The 22139-nt window shown below is 63.5% G+C and carries 23 protein-coding genes; 20 read left to right on the forward strand and 3 right to left on the reverse strand.

Features of this window, described 5'->3' with window-relative positions; genetic code table 11:
* Positions 1-133 precede the first annotated feature (133 nt).
* Complete coding sequence (coaA, locus tag AC1DZQ_RS17005) at positions 134-1099, forward strand: type I pantothenate kinase (protein ID WP_476964595.1); 966 nt, start codon at positions 134-136, stop codon at positions 1097-1099.
* 5 nt (positions 1100-1104) lie between these two features.
* A complete protein-coding gene (locus AC1DZQ_RS17010; protein WP_476964596.1) occupies positions 1105-2025 on the forward strand; it encodes a M15 family metallopeptidase in 921 nt (306 codons plus the stop codon).
* A 156-nt stretch (positions 2026-2181) separates the two neighbouring features.
* On the opposite strand, the gene glmM is transcribed toward AC1DZQ_RS17010, so the two are convergent.
* Positions 2182-3543, reverse strand: a complete 1362-nt coding sequence (gene glmM, locus AC1DZQ_RS17015) for a phosphoglucosamine mutase (protein WP_476964597.1) — start codon at positions 3541-3543, stop codon at positions 2182-2184.
* 197 nt (positions 3544-3740) lie between these two features.
* On the opposite strand from glmM, the gene AC1DZQ_RS17020 reads away from it, so the two are divergent.
* On the forward strand, positions 3741-4979 hold the full coding sequence (locus AC1DZQ_RS17020) for a bifunctional glycosyltransferase family 2/GtrA family protein (RefSeq protein ID WP_476964598.1): 1239 nt from the start codon (positions 3741-3743) through the stop codon (positions 4977-4979).
* 161 nt (positions 4980-5140) lie between these two features.
* Positions 5141-6907, forward strand: a complete 1767-nt coding sequence (locus AC1DZQ_RS17025; protein WP_476964599.1) for a glycosyltransferase family 39 protein — start codon at positions 5141-5143, stop codon at positions 6905-6907.
* 83 nt (positions 6908-6990) lie between these two features.
* On the opposite strand, the gene rpsI is transcribed toward AC1DZQ_RS17025, so the two are convergent.
* Both rpsI and rplM read right to left on the reverse strand, forming a co-directional pair.
* Positions 6991-7500: a 30S ribosomal protein S9 gene (gene rpsI / locus AC1DZQ_RS17030; protein WP_018773707.1), complete on the reverse strand. Its 510-nt coding sequence runs from the start codon at positions 7498-7500 to the stop codon at positions 6991-6993.
* 36 nt (positions 7501-7536) lie between these two features.
* On the reverse strand, positions 7537-7980 hold the full coding sequence (gene rplM, locus AC1DZQ_RS17035; protein ID WP_015937805.1) for a 50S ribosomal protein L13: 444 nt from the start codon (positions 7978-7980) through the stop codon (positions 7537-7539).
* Positions 7981-8299: 319 nt separating this feature from the next.
* Here rplM and AC1DZQ_RS17040 point away from each other — a divergent pair, with 319 nt between their 5' ends.
* The 16 genes from AC1DZQ_RS17040 (at position 8300) to AC1DZQ_RS17115 (ending at position 22139) form a co-directional block, all read left to right on the forward strand.
* A complete protein-coding gene (locus AC1DZQ_RS17040; RefSeq protein ID WP_476964600.1) occupies positions 8300-9001 on the forward strand; it encodes a prepilin peptidase in 702 nt (233 codons plus the stop codon).
* Positions 9002-9270: 269 nt separating this feature from the next.
* Entirely contained in the window at positions 9271-9474 is a 204-nt protein-coding gene (locus AC1DZQ_RS17045; protein ID WP_476964601.1) for a Flp family type IVb pilin, read from the forward strand.
* A 109-nt stretch (positions 9475-9583) separates the two neighbouring features.
* Positions 9584-9979 (forward strand): TadE/TadG family type IV pilus assembly protein, encoded by a 396-nt coding sequence (locus tag AC1DZQ_RS17050; RefSeq protein WP_476964602.1) that lies wholly within the window; start codon positions 9584-9586, stop codon positions 9977-9979.
* On the forward strand, positions 9967-10992 hold the full coding sequence (locus tag AC1DZQ_RS17055) for a pilus assembly protein TadG-related protein (RefSeq protein WP_476964603.1): 1026 nt from the start codon (positions 9967-9969) through the stop codon (positions 10990-10992). Before AC1DZQ_RS17050 ends, AC1DZQ_RS17055 begins: the two co-directional genes overlap by 13 nt.
* A gap of 19 nt (positions 10993-11011) precedes the next feature.
* The gene (gene cpaB / locus AC1DZQ_RS17060) at positions 11012-11794 is read left to right on the forward strand and encodes a Flp pilus assembly protein CpaB (RefSeq protein WP_476964604.1); all 783 of its coding nucleotides are present in this window, start codon (positions 11012-11014) and stop codon (positions 11792-11794) included.
* The gene (locus AC1DZQ_RS17065) at positions 11791-12996 is read left to right on the forward strand and encodes a CpaE/TadZ family protein (protein ID WP_476964605.1); all 1206 of its coding nucleotides are present in this window, start codon (positions 11791-11793) and stop codon (positions 12994-12996) included. The genes cpaB (AC1DZQ_RS17060) and AC1DZQ_RS17065 overlap by 4 nt, the downstream gene beginning before the upstream one ends.
* Positions 12993-14465 (forward strand): CpaF family protein, encoded by a 1473-nt coding sequence (locus AC1DZQ_RS17070; protein ID WP_476964606.1) that lies wholly within the window; start codon positions 12993-12995, stop codon positions 14463-14465. Before AC1DZQ_RS17065 ends, AC1DZQ_RS17070 begins: the two co-directional genes overlap by 4 nt.
* Positions 14466-14467: 2 nt before the next feature.
* Positions 14468-15418: a type II secretion system F family protein gene (locus AC1DZQ_RS17075; protein WP_476964607.1), complete on the forward strand. Its 951-nt coding sequence runs from the start codon at positions 14468-14470 to the stop codon at positions 15416-15418.
* Positions 15419-15434: 16 nt separating this feature from the next.
* Complete coding sequence (locus AC1DZQ_RS17080) at positions 15435-16316, forward strand: type II secretion system F family protein (protein ID WP_476964608.1); 882 nt, start codon at positions 15435-15437, stop codon at positions 16314-16316.
* Positions 16317-16569: 253 nt separating this feature from the next.
* Positions 16570-16809: a Flp family type IVb pilin gene (locus tag AC1DZQ_RS17085; RefSeq protein WP_476964609.1), complete on the forward strand. Its 240-nt coding sequence runs from the start codon at positions 16570-16572 to the stop codon at positions 16807-16809.
* Between the two features lie 64 nt (positions 16810-16873).
* The gene (locus AC1DZQ_RS17090) at positions 16874-17113 is read left to right on the forward strand and encodes a Flp family type IVb pilin (protein WP_476964610.1); all 240 of its coding nucleotides are present in this window, start codon (positions 16874-16876) and stop codon (positions 17111-17113) included.
* Positions 17114-17225: 112 nt separating this feature from the next.
* The gene (locus AC1DZQ_RS17095) at positions 17226-17600 is read left to right on the forward strand and encodes a TadE/TadG family type IV pilus assembly protein (RefSeq protein WP_476964611.1); all 375 of its coding nucleotides are present in this window, start codon (positions 17226-17228) and stop codon (positions 17598-17600) included.
* Positions 17588-18628, forward strand: coding sequence for a pilus assembly protein TadG-related protein (locus AC1DZQ_RS17100; RefSeq protein WP_476964612.1), 1041 nt, complete (start codon positions 17588-17590; stop codon positions 18626-18628). The genes AC1DZQ_RS17095 and AC1DZQ_RS17100 overlap by 13 nt, the downstream gene beginning before the upstream one ends.
* A gap of 44 nt (positions 18629-18672) precedes the next feature.
* Complete coding sequence (cpaB, locus tag AC1DZQ_RS17105) at positions 18673-19446, forward strand: Flp pilus assembly protein CpaB (RefSeq protein WP_476964613.1); 774 nt, start codon at positions 18673-18675, stop codon at positions 19444-19446.
* Entirely contained in the window at positions 19443-20633 is a 1191-nt protein-coding gene (locus tag AC1DZQ_RS17110; protein ID WP_476964614.1) for a CpaE/TadZ family protein, read from the forward strand. The genes cpaB (AC1DZQ_RS17105) and AC1DZQ_RS17110 overlap by 4 nt, the downstream gene beginning before the upstream one ends.
* A complete protein-coding gene (locus tag AC1DZQ_RS17115; RefSeq protein WP_476964615.1) occupies positions 20634-22139 on the forward strand; it encodes a CpaF family protein in 1506 nt (501 codons plus the stop codon). It abuts the gene before it with no gap.

A 22139-nucleotide genomic window follows, 5' to 3' on the forward strand; every position in this document is an offset into this window, starting at 1 on the left:
AACGGGTTTCCGGGACGGAGGACGTGGGACAGCAGGGCGCGAGGGCCCCGGCGCGGGGCCGTAGAACGCCTGTCCCGGCTCTCACCGGCCAGTCCATTTCGCTCTCGGCGTTGTGAAGGGCAGAATCTCTAGGGTGACTTTGCAACGCAATGAAGCGAACGGGGAAGGTGTCTCGCCGTTCGTGGAGCTGGACCGGCAGACCTGGTCCCGGCTCGCTGCCCAGATGGAGCAGCCCCTGAATGAAGAGGATGTGTTCCGCCTTCGCGGCCTCGGGGACCCCCTCGACATCGAGGAAGTGCGCGAGGTCTATCTGCCGCTGTCCCGGCTGCTCCACCTTTATGTGGAAGCCGCGGGCCAGCTTCACGCAGCCACCACCACGTTCCTCGGCGAATCCACCCAGCGCACGCCGTTTGTGATCGGCGTGGCCGGTTCGGTGGCTGTGGGCAAGTCCACCATTGCCCGCGTCCTGCGGGAAATGCTCCGCCGCTGGCCGGGCACCCCCAACGTGGAGCTCATCACCACGGACGGATTCCTCTATCCGCTCGCCGAGCTCAAGCGCCGGCAGCTGCTGGAGCGCAAGGGCTTTCCGGAGTCGTACGACCGCCGTGCCCTGCTGCGCTTTGTGAGCGAGATTAAGGGCGGCGCCGAGGAAGTCCGTGCCCCCTGGTATTCGCACGTCACCTACGACATCGTCCCCGGCAAGGAAGTGGTGGTGCGCCGGCCGGACGTGCTGATTGTCGAGGGACTGAACGTTTTGGCGCCGGCCCGGCCGCGGCAGGACGGCAGGCAGGGCCTGGCCCTGAGTGACTTCTTCGACTTCTCCATCTACGTCGACGCGAAAACCTCGTATATCGAGGAGTGGTACGTGGACCGGTTCCGCAAACTGCGAACCACGGCCTTCGCCCAGCCGGAATCGTACTTCCACCGCTACGCAACGCTCTCCGATGCCGAGGCCGAAGAAACCGCCCGTGAGATCTGGAAGCGCATCAACGAGCCCAACCTCGAGGAAAACGTCCTCCCGACCCGGGGCCGCGCGCAGCTGGTCCTGACCAAGGACGCCGACCACTCCATCCGCCGGATGCTGCTGAGGAAGGTCTAGCACAGATGTGCTACGACGGAACGGCAGGACGGCAGGAGGCCGGCCCGGATTCGCCGAGCCGCCGGGCCTTCAGCCGGCTCCTGCTGGCGGGCACCGGCCTCGCGGCCCTGTCCGCCTGTACCCCGGCCCAGTCCTTCACGCCGTCCGGCACGCCGGGGCCGACCCCGGACCCTGCGCCGGGCACGGGCAGTGCGACGCCGACTGCAGCTGCTGCGTCGAATTCGCCGGCAGGCTCAGCGTCGGAGACTCCGACGCCCGCGACGTCGTCGGCTGTCCCGCCATCGGTCGCGGCGCACCCACCTTCGGCCGCGGCGCCGGGGCCGCAGCATTCACTTTCGGACCCCACCAGCCCGTGGGTGGTCGTCAACAAGCACCGCCCGCTCTCCCCCGCCACCTTTGTGCCGCCGGATCTGTCCCGGCCGGCCGTCCGTTTGGCGACGTCGGGCGAGGCGGCGCTGGTGAACAGCACGACGGCGGCAGCGGCTGAGACGATGTTCGCGGCCGCGGCTGCCGACGGCGTCATCATCACCCTGGCCAGCGGGTACCGCTCGTTCACAACGCAGCGGGCCACCTACGGCAGCTACGTGAATTCCCGCGGACAGGCGGAAGCCGACACCGCCTCGGCCCGGCCCGGCTACTCCGAGCACCAGACGGGCTGGGCGTTCGACATCGGCGACGGCAGCGGCGCGGACGCTTTCACGCCCCAGTTCAAAGACCGTCCCGCGGCGATCTGGGCCAAGGCGAACGCCCACCGCTTCGGCTTCGTGGTCCGCTACCCGTGGATGCTGCACGAAATCACCGGATATTTCTACGAGCCCTGGCACCTGCGCTTCATCGGCAAAGAGGCGGCCGCGGACATGCGCGCCCGCGGCATCGGCACGCTCGAGGAGTACTTCGGCCTGGAAGCAGCCCCGGCGTACCTGTAGGGCGGGGCAGATCCGCGCGGATTTTCCCCATCTTTGCCACCACGACGCCGGTACACGCCGACGCAACCGGCCGACACGCCGTCGGACGCTGGCATAGGTGGGGAAACCCGGCGGCGCCGGGCACAGCGATCCGCGGACGGAACCGTTGCAGGCGGGCTACTCGGGGACGAGCTCCAAAGCCAGTTCGGTCCGGACCACTTGGGCCAGCCGCTCGGCGACGCCCTGGGCGGTCTCGTGGTCTGCGGCCTCCACCATCACACGCACCACCTGTTCGGTGCCTGAGGGGCGCAGCAGGACGCGTCCGGTGTCCCCGAGTTCGGTTTCGGCAACGGATACCGCCTGCGCCACCACCGCATCGCCCTTGACCCGGGTACGGTCCACGCCCTTGACGTTGATGAGGACCTGGGGCAGCTTGGTCATCACGGTGGACAGTTCCTTGAGCGGGCGCCCGGTGAGGGCCACCTGGGCTGCAATCTGCAGGCCGGTCAGTACGCCGTCGCCAGTGGTGGCGTGGTCGGCAAAAATTACGTGCCCGGACTGCTCGCCGCCGAGGCTAAAGCCGCCGTTGCGCATTTCCTCGAGGACGTAGCGGTCCCCCACGCCGGTTTCGCGCAGGCTGATCCCGGCGTCGCGCAGGGCGAGCTTCAGGCCCAGGTTGCTCATGACGGTAGCCACAAGGACATCGTCCTTGAGCTTTCCGGAGGCCTTGAGGGCTACGGCCAGGATGGCCATGATCTGGTCGCCGTCTACCTCGTTGCCTTCGTGGTCCACGGCGAGGCAGCGGTCGGCGTCGCCGTCGTGGGCGATGCCAAGGTCCGCCCCGTGGTCCAGGACGGCGCGCTTGAGCGGGCCGAGGTGGGTGGAGCCGACCCCTTCGTTGATGTTGAGCCCGTCCGGTTCGGCGCCAATGACGATCACGTTGGCGCCGGCGTCTTTGAAGACCTGCGGGGAACAGCCGCTGGCTGCGCCGTGGGCGCAGTCAAGCACGACCTTCAGGCCGTCCAGACGGTGCGGGAGCGTGCCGAGCAGGTGCACGATGTAGCGGTCCTCGGCGTCGGAAAAGCGCTGGATCCGTCCCACCTCACCGCCGACGGGCCGGAAGGGCTCCTTGGCGAGCTGCACTTCGATGGCGTCCTCGACGTCGTCGGGCAGCTTCTGGCCGCCGCGGGCGAAGAATTTGATGCCGTTGTCCGGCGCGGGGTTGTGGGAGGCGGAGATCATGACGCCGAAGTCGGCGTTGAGGTCCGCCACGAGGTAGGCGGCGGCCGGGGTGGGCAGCACGCCGGCGTCGTAGACGTCGATTCCCGAGCTTGAGAGGCCGGCCTCCACGGCGGCCGCGAGGAACTCGCCGCTGGCTCTCGGGTCGCGTGCCACCACGGCGATCGGCCGCTTCCCGGTCGTGTTGCGGTCATGGCCAAGTACGACGGCGGCGGCCTGGGCCAGCTGCAATGCGAGCTCGGCGGTCAGCAACCCGTTCGCCAGGCCGCGGACTCCATCGGTTCCAAATAATCTAGACATCGGACCAAGTTTAGTCGATGGCCGGCTGTACGCGGTGGCGCGCCGGTGTCCATCATCTTTCTACGCAACCGGGCGGCCGCTCGGAAGGTCCACTTCCGGCTGGAAGCGGCCGTCGACTACTTGGTTCCAGCGATTCGTGTACTCTAATTTTCCAAATTGCTCGCCACCCCTTCCGGTGTCCGTTTATGCTTCGTGGCATGACACCTAGCTCTGGGGGCTTGGCGCTTGAAATTGTAGTACCGGTCTTTAATGAACAGGCGGTACTCGAAAAGAGCATCACGAAGCTCGCGAATTATTTATTGCAAGAAATGCCTTCAACGTGGCAAATCACAATCGCGGACAATGCGAGCACGGATAATACCGGTGCTATTGGCTCCCGTTTGGCCACAAAATTGCCTAACGTCGCCTATCGCAGGCTGGACGTCAAGGGGCGCGGCTTCGCGCTGCGGGATGCCTGGAGCGCATCCTCGGCCAGGGTCTTGGCGTATCTCGATGTTGACCTGTCAACCGACCTCGCCGCCCTGCCTCCCCTGGTGGCTCCCCTGCTGTCGGGGCATTCTGATGTTTCCATCGGGACCAGGCTGGGGCAGAGTTCCAGGGTTAGCCGGGGTCCCAAGCGTGAATTTATTTCCCGCGCTTACAACTATCTGCTTAGACGGACCATGCAAGTGCGTTTTTCGGACGCGCAATGTGGCTTCAAGGCCATCCGCGCGGATGTCGCCAGGAGGATCCTTCCCCACATTGAGGACAACGGCTGGTTCTTCGACACAGAGTTGTTGATCATTGCCGAACGCTCCGGTCTGCGGATCCATGAAATTCCAGTGGACTGGGTTGACGATCCCGACAGCAGGGTTGATATCAGACAGACGGCTGTGGATGATTTCCGTGGCCTAATCCGCGTTGCAGGTTCACTATTGAATGGAAGCATTCCAGTTCAAGCGATCTACGCAGAACTGGGGCGCCGGCCCATCGTTGCTCCTGGGCGGCCGAGCTTCTTCGGCCAAGTGCTGCGGTTCGGAGTGGTGGGCGGGGCTTCCACCATCGCTTTTGCTTTGCTCTACTTGACCCTTCAGGCACCCTTTGGCTCACAGCAGGCGAACTTCTTGGCGCTGCTTCTGACCGCCGTCGGCAATACCGCAGCCAACCGCCGGTTTACGTTTGGCATCCGGGGTCCGGTGAAGCTGTTCGCCCATCAATTCCAGGGACTTGTGGTGTTCGTGCTGGCTTGGCTAATAACGTCGTCGTCGCTGGCCATCCTCCATGCGGTCAACGCCGGGGCGTCTCCGAATCACGAACTAATGATGCTCACCGCAGCGAATGTTCTTGCAACCCTGATGAGATTTGTGTTGCTGCGCGCCTGGGTATTCCGAGTGAGTCGTGCTGACGAGCGCCGTGCCGCGCACAGCCTGGCGCCGGCCCCTGGGCCGGTACATTGAGTCGCACCACTGCCAACCTCGGCCGTGTTGGCGGGGCAAATGGTGTCCGGCCACACCATCGGACACTCGGGCAGCAGCTAGCGAAAATTATTCGGGGCCCATCTGCGGATCCAGCCTGGGAACGCCCGGCCCTGCTGGTCCTCCTTGCGTTGACAACGTTGATGTACACCTGGGGGCTGGACCGCAACGGGTGGGCGAATTCGTTCTATTCAGCAGCCGCGATGTCCGGCTCGCTCGATTGGACCGCGTTCATGTTCGGTTCATCGGATCCAAACAATGCCATAAGCGTAGACAAACCCCCGCTCAGCCTCTGGGTCATGTCGCTGTCGGTCCGGCTTTTTGGACTGAATTCTTGGAGCCTGATGCTCCCCCAAGCCCTCATGGGCGTCCTTAGCGTGTATCTTCTCCACCGCATGGTCCGCAAGCGCGTCGATGCGGCGACTGCACTGCTGGCCGGATCCTTTATGGCCGTCATCCCGGTCGCCACTGTCATCTTCCGCTACAACAACCCAGATGCCCTCTTGACGCTGCTCGTGATTGGCATTGTGTACTCGACTCTGGAAGCCGTAGATAACTCCAGGTTCCGGTGGCTTCTACTGGCCGGTGTTCTTACCGGCGCCGCGTTCCTGACAAAACAGCTCCAAGTCCTTTTGGTGTTGCCGTCCGTGGGCGTGACCTACCTGGTCTTTGCGCGGACCTCAATGGTCAAACGGTTCCTGCAGCTGTTGGGGGCACTCGGGGCGGCTTTGCTTGCCGGGGGATGGTGGTTGCTCGTCGTCCAGCTGACGAGCCCTGCCAACCGACCCTTCATCGGCGGGTCAAGGAACAATAGCGTCGTCGAACTGACCTTGGGCTACAACGGGCTTGATCGTCTTACAGGCGTGGACGCCAGCAGGACAATGAGCATCGACGTCACTGGGCCGTCGGAAATGTTGGATGTGGGCTTCCAGCGCTTCCTTCACCCGCAGTTTTCCGGGCAAAGCGGATGGTTTCTTCCACTGGCAGTTGCGGGCCTGGGCGTGGGCATCTGGTATTTATGGCGGCGTCAGGGACCACCAGCGGCACGCCCACTCATCTTGGCATGCTGCGTCTGGTTTGCCTGCGCCGTAACTGTGATCGCTTTCATGTCAGGAATAGTCCATTCCTACTACGTACTCACGGCAGTTCCGCCCCTGTGCTTCCTGGCTGCGTTTGCTTTGATGCACTTCCTACGTGGGATGCAACGGCTCAGAATCCGTATCTTGATCGGGCTCACCCTGACCGCGAGCATGATTTTCACCTTCATCTCGGCCTCGCGCTCCGCTGAAGAGTTCCCATGGCTTCCAGTGTCCCTGCTCCTAATGTGGGGACTAGCCATCGCGGCGGTCCTCGTTCGGCCACCCAGCACCACTGTGGCAAAGATGACGACCACTCTGCTTATTGTCACCTTGTTCACGGGCCCCCTCATCTGGTCCGGGAATACAGTCCTGAGCCCCCATTCAGGAGCGGGCGTTATCGCCGGGCCCAGTATTCTCGGGGCGCGGACTGATGACCGTTCCCGCGCATCACCGGACACTCCAGCAAGCTACCTGTCGGTTTCGTACGGAGATCTGCCGTCAAGATCGCTGTTGGAGAGGCTCCGTCAGTCGCCGTCGTCCGCGACATGGGCAGCAGCTGTCGTGGGCTCGGAGACGGCTGCTAACTATCAATTAGACCTAGGGCGGGCAGTGTTGCCGCTCGGTGGCTTTGATGGCACGGACCCGTTTCCGACCCTGGAGCAGTTCAAAGTCCTTGTAGACGAGGGCCGGGTAGGATCGGTCGTGATCCAGGGCCTTCCGCCGCAAACTCTCGACGGCCACGGCGAGTCGGCCAGAATCCTCGAGTGGGTGCGGCAGCGTTTCGTTGCCGAGGACGTCGACGGAGCACAATACTTCCAACTCGCCAAATAGGAACTCGTGAAACGGCGAAAGCCCGTTCCGCCGAGTGGCGGAACGGGCTTTCGTGCAAGCGCCAGAAGCGCTTGGAAGCAGAATTAACGCTTCGAGTACTGCTGAGCCTTGCGGGCCTTCTTGAGACCGGCCTTCTTACGCTCGATGACGCGGGCGTCACGGCGCAGGTAACCGGCCTTCTTCAGGGTGGCGCGGTTGTTCTCGGTGTCGATCTCGTTCAGCGAACGGGCGATGCCGAGGCGCAGGGCACCGGCCTGCCCGGAGATGCCGCCACCGTGGATACGGGCGATGACGTCGTAGGCGCCGTCAAGATCGAGGATCTTGAAGGGCTCGTTGACGTCCTGCTGGTGCAGCTTGTTCGGGAAGTAGTTCGCCAGCTCGCGGCCGTTGATGGTCCACTTGCCGGAGCCCGGCACAACGCGAACGCGTGCAACGGCTTCCTTGCGACGGCCAACTGCAGCGCCGGCAACGGTCAGTGCCGGGCGTTCCTTCTTCGGCGCTGCTGCTTCCGCAGCACCGCTCTCCGAGGTGTAGCTGGTCAGGTTTTCCTCAGCCTCAACGGCTTCGGTGGTCAGTTCTTCGTTCTGAGCCACGATTCTCCTTGATAAAAAGTTGGTTGGTGGCCAGGACTACTGGGCGACCTGGGTGATTTCGAAAGTCTTGGGCTGCTGGGCGGCGTGGGGGTGCTCTGCACCGCGGTACACCTTCAGCTTGCCCAGCTGCTGTGCAGCGAGGGAGTTCTTCGGGAGCATGCCCTTGATGGCCTTCTCCACGGCGCGAACCGGGTTGGACTCAAGCAGCTCCGCGTAGTTGACGGAGGTCAGGCCGCCCGGGTAGCCGGAGTGGCGGTATGCGCGCTTCTGCTCCAGCTTGGCGCCGGTGAGGGCAACCTTTTCAGCGTTGATGATGATGACGAAGTCGCCCATGTCCATGTGGGACGCAAAGGTGGCCTTGTGCTTGCCGCGCAGCAGGATTGCGGTCTGGCTAGCAAGACGACCAAGGACAACGTCGGTGGCGTCAATGACGTGCCACTGGCGGTTGATATCGCCGGGCTTCGGGGTATACGTACGCACGGTGTTTGCCTCGTTCTTGTTCTGGCGTTCTTGTTTTAGGCGTCACTCTTACGGTGCACCTACTATCTATGCGCTACCGGAACAGAGGTGAGGGCTCTATGTAACCAGTCATCCTGAAGTCTCGAATGTGCACGTTGAGTAGCTATCCTGCAACCGGATTCTCAAGCGGGCACGCACCATCGAGATAGGACACGCACAACGACTACCAAGAATAGCCGACGGCGGCCTCTTGGGTCAAAATGGGGTGTCCGGATGCATCCTGTCTGCTCCCTGTTTCGCAGACTGTCCCGTGCCGGCCCGTCGCATCCCTGGAGGAACCGTGTCCGATCCCGCCGCCGCCGGCCCCATCTCCCTGCTGCTTGCGCAGCCGACCGGATCGCTCACCGGAGTTCTCTTCGTTGCCGGCATTGGCCTCGCGGGCGCATGCCTGTCCCTGTTGGCCGAGCTCCTCATCCTGCGCACGCTCCCCCGCCTGGGCGGACCCCTTACGGCACGCATGAGGCTTACGACGGCGGGAGCCACCTTTGCGCTGTCCGCACTGTTGGCCTGGCGCTTCGGGCCCTCGGCTGAGCTCGCCGCCTACATCCTGCTGGCTGTAGCCGGCGTCCAGCTGGCACGGATCGATCTGCTGCACCACCTGCTGCCCAACCGGATGGTCTTGCCGCTACTGGGGGCCGGAATTGTATTACTCGGGGCCGCCGCAGGGGTGTCCGGCGGGGTAGGTAGCCTGCTGCGGGGTGTGGCCGGCGCCTCAATTTTGTTCGTTTTGTACCTTTTTCTTGCTCTGACCAGCCGAAACGGCCTTGGAATGGGCGATGTGAAGCTCGCAGCACCACTTGGACTGTACTTGGGCTACCTAGGCTGGTCCCACTTGTTCTACGGCGGTGCCCTGGGGTTCGCCGCTGGAGGGGTCGCTTCGCTGCTTCTGATCCTCAAGAACCGCGGAAACAAGCCGAAAGAAGTTCCCTACGGGCCCTCGATGCTGGCTGCCGGCCTGGCCGTCATCCTGCTGCTCCCGTAAGTGGCCTCCACCTCCTCGTCGGCAGCTTTTAAGTAAGACGCCTTATCAAACCAAGTAGTCGAGCCCCGCTCCTACTTGGAAACTGAGTACACCCCTCTTTGAGAGGCAGGTGATACCCATTTTTTCCTCTAAAAAGTCGAGTATCGAACATCATTGCCGTGCCGATTGCGGCCGTGCAAATGTTGTCCCAACGAAGATCCAGCAAATAAGCAATCGGGGATTTGCTGGAAATTCGTTCAATATTCAATACTCTGGAAAAGGAAAATAAAATGACTGGTCTCATGGTCTCAATGCTCGTATTTGTTGCCGGCGTCAAGGACAAGCTCACTCCCGAAAAGGGAGCCACCGCGACGGAATACTCGCTGCTGGTTGGGCTCATTGCTCTCGGCATCGTTATCGGCGTCGGTGCTTTCGGCACCGCCCTCAACACCTGGTTCACCAACCTCGGCGGCCGAGTCGCCCTCTGGGTCTAGCCCGCCCCACTCAACAACAGGTCTCAGCAACATCTGGTGTGCCGCGTCCGCAGAACGCGGACGCGGCACACCTTCCTTTTTAAGCTGCATCTATMCCGGGGGGGATCCAATGAAACGCAGCAGGTCAAGAGCGCCCGGATCTGGGGCGCAAGGACGTGAACGGGGGGCCGCCGCCGTCGAGTTCGCACTTGTCGCACCCGTCCTACTCGCCTTGGTTGGCGGGATCATTGAATTTTCGTACACATATAACCTGCAGATTTCCGTCACCCAGGCTGCCCGCGAGGCCGCCAGGACCATGGCCATCTCCGACGATCAAGGATTGGCCAGGGCGGCGGCTGTGGCTGGTGCACCGGGGCTAAGCCCGGCCGGCTTCGCGTACACCTTTACGGGCGCTTGCCCTGGCAATGCGCAGGTCACCGTTGCCTACACGGCCAACACCATGACCGGGATTTTTGGCAGTTCCGTCACCGTTCGCGGGACAGGAGCCATGCGATGCCACGGCTGAACGCCACCCCGCGGGTGAAGCACGACAAGGAGCGCGGTGCCGCCGGTGTCCTGGTTGCAGTGATGATGCTGGTGCTGATCGGAGCCGGGGCATTGGCCGTCGACACGGGCCAGATCTACGCCGAACGCGCGCAACTGCAAAATGCGGCAGATGCGGGCGCGCTCGCTGTTGCGCAGCAGTGCCATAAGGCCGGCGGCTGCACAGCCGCGCAGGCAAAACTCTGGGCAGAAGAACTCACCGGGGGGAACTCCAACGATGGCGCCAGCACTGTGGATTCCGTGGATCTTTCCGTTCCGCGCCAGGTGAAGGTCGTCACGTCCACCCGCAGTGGCGCCAATGGCTTCCTGACAAAAATGTTCGCCAGCGCGCTGAATGCGCCGCCGGTGACGGTCCGCGCCGGCGCCACGGCGTCCATTGACCCAATCGGCGGGGCCACAGCCTTCCCCCTGGCAATCTCTGATTGTCAGTACGACCTCTCGGGTGCAGCCGTCACCGGCGCTATCCAGCTCATCAAGTACAAGCCGGGCAGCGGTACCTGTACTTCTACGTCGGGCCACGTTATTCCGGGTGGCTTCGGCTGGCTGGAGCACACCGGCGGTCCGTGCCTTGCGGTCACTGACGTTAGCGACGTTGTGCCCACGGACACGGGTGCCAACTACCCCGGTGCCTGCGATGCGACGGTTTCGGCCTGGCGCACCACCATCCTGGCCGGCGGCTCTGTGGAAGCCACGTTCCCTGTCTACGACAACGCGGGCGGAACAGGCAGTGGCGGCTGGTTCCACATCAGAGGCTACGCAACGTTCAAGTTGATCGGCTGGGCGTTCTCTGGAGGCGGGACGCCCCAAGTCTTCCGCGAGACCCTGCCGTATGTGGGGAGCGCGGCCAACGAATGCACCGGAAGCTGCCGCGGCATCATCGGACAATTCATCAAATACGAATCCATTGATACCGCGGAAGATTCGTCGGGTACCGGCCCCGACCTCGGATCCGTCAAGATCCTGCTCATTAAATAAGAAATTCTAAGGGGATATCATGAAAACACGCCTGCTGGGGGGCATCGCCGCATTACTCGTAGCAATTATTGGGACCGTAATGCTGGTCGCGTACGTTCAGAATGCTGATAAGCGCGCGCTGGCCAATACTGAAACCCAAAACGTCTACATAGTCCAGAAAGCCATACCGGCCGGCGCCTCCGCCGAAGCGATCGCCGGCTCCGTGTCCACGAAATCAGTACCGAAACTCGCCGTCGCCGAAAACACCGTGACGGATCTGGCGTCCCTGGGTTCGAAGGTCTCCGCCGTGGCCCTTATGCCCGGCGAGCAGCTGCTGTCCTCCCGGATGGTGGAGCAAAACGCCTTCCTCGGCCCGTCCCGGGTCCAGGTTCCCTCGGGACTCCAGGAACTCACGCTCAAATTGCCAATTGAGCGGGTGGCCGGCGGGGTACTGAAGGCCGGCGACACCGTGGGAGTCTTCCTCTCGCTGGAACAGGCCTCTGACTCAAAGTCGGGCGGCAAAGCGAGCAAGACTCAACTCAGCTTTCACAAGGTCCTGGTAACCGCGGCGCAGTTCAGCGATGGCGCAGCCACGCAGTCTGGCTCTTCGGACACCGCTTCCGGTGCCAGCCAGGTTTCTTCGACATCGAGCAGCAATGCCCAGACCGGCGGCAACTACCTCATCACATTGGCCAGGAACTCTGCCGACGCGGAACGAATCGTCTTCGCCGCAGAGTTCGGCAAGATCTACCTGTCCAAAGAGCCGGGCGATGCACTTGAGTCCAGCACTGGTGCCGTAGACACGGCGGGGCTGTTCCGATGAGCCGCTTCGTATTGATCAGCCCGAACGGCGACTTTGAAAGGCTGGTCCGCCTGGCCGTCACTGGACTCCACGGCAGCCTGCACGTTTTTCAGGTCGACTACCTCCCTGAGGGGCCTTCCGATATTCTTCGCCAGATGCAGGGGGAACCCCCGGAGGTCCTGATCCTCGGACCTGGCCTGCCGGTGGAGGGATCGCTCAAGCTGGCCTCCGTTGTGGACCTCCAATACCCCGAAATCAGTGTCGTGCTCGCCGCCACTGCTACCCCCGAGGCGGTGCTGCAGGCCATGCGGGCCGGCGTTCGGGACTTCCTGGATCCGGCATCCGACACCGACACCATCCGCATCATGTTGGAGCGCGCCAGCCTGGCGGCAGCCGGCCGGCGGCGCGGACTCGCCCCTCAGGCGTCAGAGCACGCCGATCACGGCGGCGCTGGCCGCGTCATCGCGGTGATGTCGCCCAAGGGCGGTGTGGGTAAGACCACGGTGGCCACGAATCTCGCGGTTGGGCTCGGAAAGACCTCGCCGATGGGTGTGGTGATCGTCGATCTCGACCTCCAGTTCGGTGATGTGGCCAGCGGGCTGATGCTCGAACCTGAGTTCACCATCACGGATGCAGTGATGGGGGCGGCCAGCCAGGATTCTATGGTCCTGAAGACGTACCTGACCGTTCATCCTGCCGGCATCTACGCCTTGTGCGCGCCGCGCAGTCCGATCGAAATGGACCGGATCACGGGAGCACACGTTTCCCACGTGTTGGACCAGCTTCGGCAGGAATTCCACTACATCGTGGTGGATACGGCTCCCGGCCTGGGTGAACATGTCCTGGCGACCCTCGAGCAGGCCACGGATGCGGTCTGGATCTGCGGCATGGATGTTCCGAGCATCCGGGGCATGCGGACTGGTTTCCAGATCCTGGAGGAACTCAACTTGGTGCCGGAGCGACGCCACATCGTATTGAACATGGCGGATCGGCGGGCCGGCCTGACCCTTAAGGATGTCGAGGCGACCGTCGGTGCTCCAGTAGATGTGGTGCTGCCACGCTCCAAGAACCTGCCGTTCTCCACGAATAAAGGAGTTCCCGTTCTCCAAGACGGCAGCAGGGATCCCGCTTCTAAGGGGTTGCGCCAACTGGTAGAGCGATTCAGGCCCGAGTGGGAAGCAAGAACTCACAAGCAACTGCACAGAAGGGCGGTATTCCAGTGAGCCTCACAGACCGATTCCTGCAACTGCGTGGGGAGGCCCCCGCCGGAAAGCCCGAGGAGCCGCAGCATCCGGCTCCGGCGGATGTCTTCCAGTCTCCGTCGACATTGGGTCGCATTCACGAGGCCAAGACTGCCGCCGAAGCCCGGAGCGACGTCGTGGAGGTTCAGCAGACCGCCTCCATCGCCAGCGAGGCGCTCAATGCGCTCAAAGAGAGGGCCAGCCAGGCGCTGTTCGAACGGCTGGGCTCCAGGATTACAGACTCGTCCATTGGCGAGGCTGAGCTCCATCAGTCCGTCAAGGACGAACTCAAGTTGGTGGTCGAGGAAGAGCAAATCCCGCTCTCTGGCCAGGAACGCCAGCGGCTGATTCGCGAGATCACCGACGACATCCTCGGTCACGGGCCCATTCAGAGGTTCTTGGACGATCCGGCCGTCACGGAAATCATGGTCAACCGCTTCGACCAGATCTACGTGGAACGTGAGGGTCAGCTTTACCTGACGGACACGAAGTTCACCTCGGATGAGGCCCTTCGCCGGGTGATCGAGCGGATCGTTTCCAATGTGGGCCGGCGTATTGATGAGTCCTCGCCGCTCGTCGACGCCAGGCTGTCTGACGGATCCCGAGTCAACGCCATCATTCCGCCGCTCGCAGTGAACGGCCCCGCACTGACCATCCGCAAGTTCGGAAGGGACCCGCTGACCGTCAACAACCTGATCTCGATGGGCAGCCTGTCCCCGGAGATGGCCGAGCTGTTGCAGGCCTGCGTGCAGGCCAGGATGAACATCATCGTTTCCGGCGGCACCGGCACTGGCAAGACGACCCTGCTGAACGTGCTTTCCTCGTTCATTCCTCCCTCAGACCGGATTGTGACCATCGAAGACGCCGTGGAACTGCAACTCCAGCAGGACCACGTGGTCCGGTTGGAAAGTCGGCCCCAGAACATCGAAGGCAAGGGTGAAATATCCATCCGTGACCTTGTCAGGAACTCGCTGCGTATGCGGCCGGACCGAATCGTCGTCGGCGAAGTCCGCGGCGGTGAGTGCCTTGACATGCTGCAGGCCATGAACACTGGTCACGACGGCTCCATCTCGACAGTTCACGCCAACTCGCCGAGGGACGCCATCGCCAGGCTTGAGACCCTGGTACTCATGGCCGGCATGGACCTTCCGCTGCGGGCCGTTCGTGAGCAGGTGGCGTCAGCCGTGAACCTGATCGTGCACATCTCCCGGCTCCGGGACGGCTCCCGCCGAGTCACGCACATCACCGAAGTTCAGGGTATGGAGGGCGACATCGTCACCTTGCAGGACGCCTTCGTTTTCGACTACTCAGCTGGAGTTGACGCCAGCGGGCGGTTCCTCGGCAAGCCCATCCCCACAGGGGTCCGTCCGAGATTCACCGACCGGTTCGCCGAATTGGGTATCTCGATCTCCCCGGCCGTATTCGGGGTCCAGCCAGTCAGGGGGCGGTAGCGATGCTTCCGGAAATTTCGCCCATCGCCTTCGTGGCGGGCCTCCTGATGGTCTACGGAGCGCTGGCGATCACGTTCACAGTCGTGCTGAAGTCACGGTCGGCAGTACCGCTGTCCCGTCGGCGCCCTGACGAAGTGCCGCAATCCTCGGCCTTCACCAAGTTGACGAATCAGACGGTCCGAGCCATCAACAGCGGCGTTCGCGGCGGCAGCGGCGGAATCCTGAGCCGGGATCGCCTCGATGCCGCCGGCCTCAAGAAGGGACCCGGCGACTACCTGCTGATGGCCGGAGCATCGACCCTCGTGGCCGGAGTCCTGGGATATTTCGCCGGCGGGCTCTTCTCCGCGATCCTCTTGGTAATTCTGGTGCCGGTGGTGCTGCGGGGGTTGCTCGCGGTACTGATCTCCCGCCGACGTCGGAGATTCGATGAGCAAGTTCCGGACACGCTGCAGTTGTTTACCGGTGGCCTACGGGCTGGCCACAGTCTCCTTCGGGCCATCGATGCCGCGGCCCAGGAAAGCGATGCGCCCATGGCCGAGGAACTAAACCGGGTGGTAAACGAGACAAGGATCGGCCGCGACTTGGGCGAATCGCTCGACGAGGTGGCACGCCGGACCGACAACGAGGACTTCGGCTGGATCGCCCGGTCTGTGGAGATCCACCGCGAGGTCGGCGGCGACCTTGCCGAAGTCCTGGACCATGTGGGGGAAACCATTCGGGACCGGAACCAGATCCGTGGACAAGTTCGGGCTCTGAGCGCGGAAGGAAGGATCTCGGCTGTTGTCCTGATGGCGTTGCCGATTGTCATGTTCCTGGGGCTCACCTTTCTCAATCCCTTTTATTCAAGAATCTTCACGAGCACGATACCGGGATATCTCATGATCGCCGCTGCGGCGGTTCTGCTGGCTGTTGGTGGTTTCTGGCTCAGCCGGCTCATTAAGCCGAAGTTCTGAAAGGAAGGCGAACGTCATGGACATGATTGCCTACGCTGCGATTCTGGCGGTTACCGCACCGCTATCGGTGATGACCTGGCTGGTGGTCACCGGCGACCGTGCCGGGTTCAAGAACATCCAGTCCAACCTCGGCAACCGCCCACAGATCAGCGGACCGGCGCTGGGATCCAAGGGACAGCTCGCGGCTTGGAGCCTGAATGTAACGCCCAAGGGTTACACCGGCTGGCTGGACAAGAAGCTCGCCGGCGCAGGCCGACCCAAGGCTTGGCCGTTGGCCAGGCTGGTCATGGTAAAGCCATTGCTGGCACTGGCCGGGGCCGTGCTCGGCATTTTTGCTTATGTTTCTGACCACTCGGCACTGAAGTTTGCCCTGATGCTCGGGCTCCCTGTCCTGTTCTATTTCGTGCCGGACATCCTGGTCCGAAACTACGCGGAAAAGCGCAGGGCCGAAATCAAGTTGGAACTTCCCAACGCTTTGGATCAAATGCTGATTTCCGTCCAGGCGGGTCTCGGCTTTGAGTCTGCCATGGCGCGCGCCGGCGAAACGGGCAAGGGCCCCCTGGCAGATGAACTCGTCAGAACCCTTCAGGACATTCAGGTGGGGCGGTCTCGCAAGGAGGCATACCTCGCCCTGGCCCAACGCGTAGATGTACCGGACCTCCGTTCCTTTGTCCGGTCCGTGGTCCAGGCTGACACCTACGGAATCGCGATCGCCAACGTCCTGAAGTCGCAGGCGCAGGTCATGAGGGTCAAGCGGCGACAGCGCGCCGAAGAACACGCGATGAAGATGCCGGTGAAGATACTCTTCCCGCTCATCTTCTCCATCCTTCCCGCCATGTTCATCATCGTTCTCGGACCAACAGTACTGAGCATCATGGACATGTTCGCGGGCCGCTAGTCCCGCTGTCCCTTCCGTGGCCAGCCCACCAGACCGGACCCCCTTGGACCCAGAGCCGAGGGGGTCCTCCTGTGTGTCCGGGCAAAAGCGCTCGCCCAGCGCAGTATGGGCGCAGGGAATGTACAGGAAACATGCAGTTTGGGAAGCCTTAGCACAGGATGCGTCAAAGGCGAATCCCCGGCGTGTCGTCCGTTGCTAAGTTCCTCTCAGTGCTGGTGCAGGGCCAGCCGCCCAACTCGCTCAGGAGTCCCCAATGCGTTCCATTCTCTCCAGCTTCGCAGCCCGTCTTCGCCGAGATCAGCGCGGCGCCACCGCCGTCGAATACGGCATCATGGTCTCCCTCATCGCCGTCGTGATAATCCTCGCCGTCACCGCGCTCGGCGGGACGTTGAAGACCACCTTCGAGTCAGTCCAGTGCAGCGTCAAGGGCGGGGCGTACACTGCAGCCGCATCCACCGCCCCTGCCGGTACTTCCGGCACCTGCTCGAAGTAGCACCTGCCGAAGGCCTTTTCTCCGCTCGTGCAGGGCCGTCCCTCAAATCAGTTAGGAGCCACTCGTGCGTTCTCCCTTCTCTAGATTCGCAGCGCGCCTTCGCGGGGACCAGCGCGGCGCCACCGCCGTCGAATACGGCATCATGGTCTCCCTCATCGCCGTCGTGATAATCCTCGCCGTCACCGCGCTCGGCGGGACATTAAAAGATACTTTCAATTCCGTGCAGTGCAGCGTCAAGGGCGGCAGCTATACGGCAGCCGCCGCAGGTTCCCCGGCCGGTACCGACGGCAGCTGCTCCAAGTAGCGCGCACGTCGATCGACCGGACACGCCGGACAGGGCTGGGTAGGCTCCGCCTATTCCCGGCCCTGTCCGCTTCAGGTATCAGCGCAAACGCTATCCAGGAAGGCGGTCCCCCATGTCCAAGACAAAGGAACGGGGAGCCGTCGCCGTGGAGTTCGCCATCGTGGCCCCGGTCCTCGTGATGCTCCTTCTGGGAATCATGGAGTTCGGCCGCGCCTACAACGCCCAGGTCACCCTTTCGAGCGCTGCCCGCGAGGGCGTCCGGGTCATGGCCATCGGCAACAACACCACGGCCGCCCGGACCGCAGTCAAGAATGCGTCCACCGGGCTGCAACCGGCCCTGGCAGACGGGAACATCACCATCACCCCATCTATTTGCACGGCCGGCGTCCAGGCGACCGTCAAGATCACCTACACGCTGACCACAATGACCGGAATCGCCGGTCCGTTCCCGATGGAAGGCAAAGGAGTCATGGTATGCGGCGGCTAGGCAGTAGAGCATCAGCTGCTCCGGACAGCGAGCGAGGAGCCATCAGCGTCCTCGTGGCGATCCTCATGGTGGCGCTTTTGGGCTTCGCCGCCCTGGCTGTCGACGTAGGAATGCTTTACGCCGAGCGAACCCAGCTTCGCAACGGATCCGACGCCGCTGCCATCGCCGTTGCGCAAAAATGCGCCAAGGACGTCAACGACGCGGAGTGTTCCGCTGCTTCTCCGCTGGCGCGCAGCCTGACCAGCAGCAATGCGGGTGATGGTTTGAGTAATATCGCCTCACTGGCTCTGGACAAGACGGCGCGCACCGTCAGTGTCACCGCCGGATCGCAGGAGGCCGGCAAGGCGCCCAACCAGGTTTCACTGTTCTTCGCCCGCGCACTGGGCATCAACACCACCGAAGTCACGGCGGCTTCAACGGTCCAGTGGGGCAGTCCACTCGCCGGTCCGACGGTCTTCCCCGTCACCTTCTCGATCTGCCAGGTCAAGAACCATGTGGACGGCACGCTCCAACTGCTCCAGAACCACGGCAGCAACGCCAACCCGGACTGCCTATACGGGCCATCGGGGGCTGCGGTGGAAGGCGGCTTCGGCTGGCTGCCAAACGATCCGGGCATCTGCGGGGCACTGATCAATCTAGCCGTTGCCGAAGGCGGAAGCGACCCAGGCAACAACGCCCCGGGCGCGTGCCAGGCAACCCTGACCAACTGGGCCGCCGATATTACCGCGGGCCGTGACGTGGTCGTTTTCCTGCCGGTCTTCGACAGGGTGTCGGGCACCGGCGCCGGCGCCGTGTATGGGCTGATCTCGTTTGCGGCTTTCAAGGTCGCCGGCTGGAGCTTCAGCGGTAACAACAGCCTCCCTGACTCGTTCCACAACAAGTCGCCCGACGTCAATTCTTCGGTGGCATGCGACGGCAACTGCCGCGGCATCATCGGGAGCTTCATCAAGTACGTGTCGCTGGCGAACGGCTTCACACTTGGGCCCGTGGATGACAACGGAGCCACGATCGTCAAACTCACGCAATAGCACCCAACGTCGCCACCGTCCACTAACCAGTTCAGGAGCAGTTTTTGAAGTCACGCTTATTGGCAGGAATCGCGGCCCTGGTGCTGGCCGTCGTCGGAGCCATCCTGGTGGTCAGCTACGCGCAGGGGGCCGACACCCGGGCAGTGCAGGGACTTGAACCAGTCGACGTCCTGGTGGTGGCCAAGGCCATACCGGCGGGCACCTCCGTGGAGGCCCTCCAGCCGTTCCTCGCGACCGAGAAACTTCCGGGCAAGGCCGTGGCACAGTCCGCGGTTAAAACACTCGCCGGAATAACCGGCAAAGTCACCGCCGTCGAGCTCCTCCCCGGCGAGCAGCTCGTCGCGGAGCGCCTGATCGCGCCCGAGGAACTGCAGACCAGCGGATCCGCGCAGATCCCGGCCGGCCTGCAGGAAGTCTCCTTCCAGCTCGAGCCCCAGCGCGTGGTCGGCGGCAGGCTGGCGCCGGGGGATCATGTCGGTATCTTCATTTCCTTCAAAAGCGGGGGCCTCGAAACCAAGCCGGAGAAGGAAACCACCCAGTTGACCATCCACAAGGTCCTGGTGACCGCCGTGCAACGCGCCCCCGTGGCTACCCCGCCCGCCCAGCCCCCAACAGATGGCACCACCACACCGGCCGAAGACACCTCGCTCCCCACCGGTTCGCTGCTGCTGACTGTCGCCGTCAACGACGTCGACGCCGGCAAGATCGTCTACGCCTCGGAGTTCACTGACTCCGCCAGCATCTGGCTGAGCAAGGAACCGCTCAACGCCAAAGACAGCGGGCCAACCGTGATGGAAGGAAGCAAGGTGTACAAATGAGCCGCTTTGTCCTGATTTCGCCGAACACGGACTTTGATGCCCGCGTCCGCCATGCACTGGCCGGCGGCCTCCCGGGCGGCCTGCAGACCTTCGCGTTCGTCAATCCCGCGAACCCGGCGGAGCTCTTCGCCAGCCTTAACCAAGAACGTCCCGAGGTCCTGATCCTGGGACCGGACGTGCCGGTGGAGGACGCCCTGCGCCTGGCGACGGTGTTCGACGTCCAGCTTCCCGAGCTCAGCGTCATCCTGGTCGGCGAGGCGGATCCGAACTTCGTCCTCCTGGCCATGCGGGCCGGCATCCGGGACATCCTCAGCCCGGCGGCGGACCCGGCCCAGATCCGGGTGTTGCTGGAGCGGGCCTGCCAGTCGTTCGCCACCCGCAACCGGACCACGGCGGCCAGCCAGCCTGACAGCGCCAAGGGATTGGTGATCGGCGTCTTCTCCCCCAAGGGTGGAGTCGGCAAAACCACGATCGCCACCAACATCGCGATCGGGCTGGGCAAGGTGGCGCCCATGGGCGTGGTAATCGTGGACCTGGACCTGCAGTTCGGGGACGTGGCCTCGGGCCTGTACCTGCACCCGGAGCACACCGTGACCGACGCCGTCTCGTCCGCGGCCAGCCAGGATTCCCTCGTGCTCAAAGCCTTCCTCACCGTCCACCCCGGGAGCATCTACGCCCTCTGCGCCCCCCGGACGCCTGAGGAGGCGGACGACATCACACCGCAGCAGGTCACGAGGCTGCTCGAACAACTGGCCGAACAGTTCCAGTACGTGGTGGTCGACACCGCGCCCGGGCTCCCAGAGGTCGGGCTGGCCGCCCTCGAACAATGCACCGACGCCGTCTGGGTGACCGCTATGGATGTGCCAAGCATCCGCGGGCTGCGCTCCGGCCTGGATATCCTCCGGCGGCTCGACCTGCTGCCCGAGACCCGGCATGTGGTCCTGAACATGGCGGACTCCAAGTCCGGGCTGAGCGTCCAGGACGTCGAGGCGACCATCGGCGCACCCGTGGACGTCAGCATCCCCCGGTCCAAGGCAGTGGCGTTCTCCACCAACCGCGGCATCCCGGTGCTTCAGGACGGGCGCAAGGATCCGGCCATCAAGGGCCTGCGCCAGCTCGTCAGCCGGTTCGATCCCGCCTGGCGCGCCACCGCCCAGAAGAAACTGCACCGTCGGGTGGTGGTCTAGATGAAGCTCTCCGAGCGGCTCCGCTCCGCCGAGGGAACGCCCGCGGTTGCACCGGAGGCCGTGTCCCCGCAGTCCGCGTCTCTCCAGGCCATATCCCCCATCGGAGGAAGCGAGACGACGGCGGCACAGCCGGCCGCCGTCGCGCTCCAGAAAAGTCACCCACCGCTGCCGGGCTTCCCTGAACACCAGGACTCCCGCGCCCGGGGCCAGCAGCCAGTCGATGCCTTCGCGGCCCTTAAGCAGCGGGCTGCCACCGCCTTGTTCGAACGCATGGGAACCCGCTTCAACGATTCGGCAACCAAGGAAGAGGACCTCCGCACCTCGGCGCGGGAAGAGCTGACGCGCATCATCGACGCCGAACAGGTCCCCCTGTCCGCCGAAGAGCGCTCGCGGCTGGTCCGCGACGTGGCCGACGACGTCCTGGGCTACGGCCCGTTGCAGCGACTCCTGGACGATCCCGCCGTCACGGAAATCATGGTTAACCGGATGGACCAGATCTACGTGGAACGGAACGGCAAACTGACCCTGACAGAGTCGCGCTTCAGCTCCGAGGACCACCTCCGCAAGGTGATCGAACGCATCGTTTCCAAGGTGGGCCGGCGCATCGACGAGTCCTCGCCACTGGTGGACGCGCGGCTCGAGGACGGTTCCCGCGTCAACGCAGTCATCCCGCCGCTCGCCGTCGGCGGTTCCTCGCTGACCATCCGAAAGTTCAGCAAGGTGCCGCTGACCGTCCGGAACCTCATCGAGTTCGGCACGCTTACGCCGGAAATGGCGGAACTGTTGAACGCCTGTGTGAAGGCGAAACTCAACATCATCGTCTCCGGCGGCACCGGCACCGGAAAAACGACCCTGCTCAACGTCCTTTCCTCCTTCCTCCCCCACGACGAGCGGATCGTGACGATCGAGGACGCCGTCGAACTCCAGATCCAGCAGGAACACGTGGTGCGGCTGGAAAGCCGGCCCTCGAACACCGAGGGCAAGGGCGAGGTCACCATCCGCGAACTGCTGCGGAACTCCCTGCGCATGCGCCCGGACCGGATCGTGGTGGGCGAGGTCCGCGGCGGAGAATCACTGGACATGCTCCAGGCCATGAACACCGGCCACGACGGTTCGCTCTCCACTGTCCACTCCAACTCGCCCCGGGATGCCGTGGCCCGCCTGGAGACGCTGGTGCTCATGGCCGGCATGGACCTGCCGCTGCGCGCCATCCGGGAACAGATCGCCTCGGCCGTCAACCTGATTATCCAGATCTCCCGCCTGCGGGATGGCACCCGGCGAATCACCCACGTCACCGAGGTCCAGGGCATGGAGGGAGACATTGTCACGCTCCAGGACGCTTTCGTCTTCGACTACGCCGCCGGCGTCGACACCCATGGCCGGTTCCTCGGCAGACCCGTCCCCACCGGCATCCGCCCGCGCTTTATCGACCGTTTCGAGGACCTGGGCATCTATGTTTCCCCCAGCGTTTTTGCCGCGCCGCTGACCCCGGCCGGAAGGGCGTGA

Source organism: Arthrobacter sp. P1_C12_2, from assembly GCF_056406415.1.

Bases quoted from the DNA above. Each gene is read 5' to 3' on its own strand.
- AC1DZQ_RS17085 (WP_476964609.1), top strand. From the start codon at position 16,570: ATGCGTTCCATTCTCTCCAGCTTCGCAGCCCGTCTTCGCCGAGATCAG.
- AC1DZQ_RS17065 (WP_476964605.1), top strand. From the start codon at position 11,791: ATGAGCCGCTTCGTATTGATCAGCCCGAACGGCGACTTTGAAAGGCTG.
- cpaB (WP_476964604.1), top strand. From the start codon at position 11,012: ATGAAAACACGCCTGCTGGGGGGCATCGCCGCATTACTCGTAGCAATT.
- AC1DZQ_RS17100 (WP_476964612.1), top strand. From the start codon at position 17,588: ATGCGGCGGCTAGGCAGTAGAGCATCAGCTGCTCCGGACAGCGAGCGA.
- AC1DZQ_RS17075 (WP_476964607.1), top strand. From the start codon at position 14,468: ATGCTTCCGGAAATTTCGCCCATCGCCTTCGTGGCGGGCCTCCTGATG.
- AC1DZQ_RS17095 (WP_476964611.1), top strand. From the start codon at position 17,226: ATGTCCAAGACAAAGGAACGGGGAGCCGTCGCCGTGGAGTTCGCCATC.
- glmM (WP_476964597.1), bottom strand. From the start codon at position 3,543: ATGTCTAGATTATTTGGAACCGATGGAGTCCGCGGCCTGGCGAACGGG.
- AC1DZQ_RS17080 (WP_476964608.1), top strand. From the start codon at position 15,435: ATGGACATGATTGCCTACGCTGCGATTCTGGCGGTTACCGCACCGCTA.
- AC1DZQ_RS17020 (WP_476964598.1), top strand. From the start codon at position 3,741: ATGACACCTAGCTCTGGGGGCTTGGCGCTTGAAATTGTAGTACCGGTC.
- AC1DZQ_RS17115 (WP_476964615.1), top strand. From the start codon at position 20,634: ATGAAGCTCTCCGAGCGGCTCCGCTCCGCCGAGGGAACGCCCGCGGTT.
- AC1DZQ_RS17010 (WP_476964596.1), top strand. From the start codon at position 1,105: ATGTGCTACGACGGAACGGCAGGACGGCAGGAGGCCGGCCCGGATTCG.
- AC1DZQ_RS17045 (WP_476964601.1), top strand. From the start codon at position 9,271: ATGACTGGTCTCATGGTCTCAATGCTCGTATTTGTTGCCGGCGTCAAG.
- AC1DZQ_RS17025 (WP_476964599.1), top strand. From the start codon at position 5,141: ATGTACACCTGGGGGCTGGACCGCAACGGGTGGGCGAATTCGTTCTAT.
- AC1DZQ_RS17050 (WP_476964602.1), top strand. From the start codon at position 9,584: ATGAAACGCAGCAGGTCAAGAGCGCCCGGATCTGGGGCGCAAGGACGT.
- AC1DZQ_RS17055 (WP_476964603.1), top strand. From the start codon at position 9,967: ATGCCACGGCTGAACGCCACCCCGCGGGTGAAGCACGACAAGGAGCGC.
- AC1DZQ_RS17110 (WP_476964614.1), top strand. From the start codon at position 19,443: ATGAGCCGCTTTGTCCTGATTTCGCCGAACACGGACTTTGATGCCCGC.